This is a genomic window from Campylobacter ureolyticus (assembly GCF_027277485.1).
Taxonomy (GTDB): Bacteria; Campylobacterota; Campylobacteria; order Campylobacterales; family Campylobacteraceae; genus Campylobacter_B; species Campylobacter_B ureolyticus_B.
The window spans coordinates 1-285 of sequence record NZ_JAPXGQ010000060.1; the positions used below are offsets into that span (position 1 = coordinate 1).

The 285-nt window shown below is 29.1% G+C and carries 1 pseudogene; it reads right to left on the bottom strand.

Annotation, left to right across the window (positions count from 1 at the left end):
• Positions 1-285 (bottom strand): annotated as a pseudogene (locus tag O6B72_RS09660) (autotransporter outer membrane beta-barrel domain-containing protein); the annotation flags it as partial.

Below are 285 nucleotides of genomic sequence, written 5' to 3' on the forward strand. Positions count from 1 at the left end.
CACCCATTGCTCCAACACCAAAGCTTATATTTGATAGAGGTTTTATACTATAAATAACACCAAGTTCACCTCCACCACTAAAGCCTTTAGTTGTACTTTCTATATCTTTATTCATATTAGGTGCATAGATACCACTTTTACCATCAAGTTCATATATGAATCTTGCTCTTGCATATAGATTTGTATCTGTATTTGTTTTATAGTAAGCTATACTATCAAATTTAATTCTTTTTGATGAGATATCTTTAACATTTAAAGTTTCACCATCTATATCTAATTCATAAC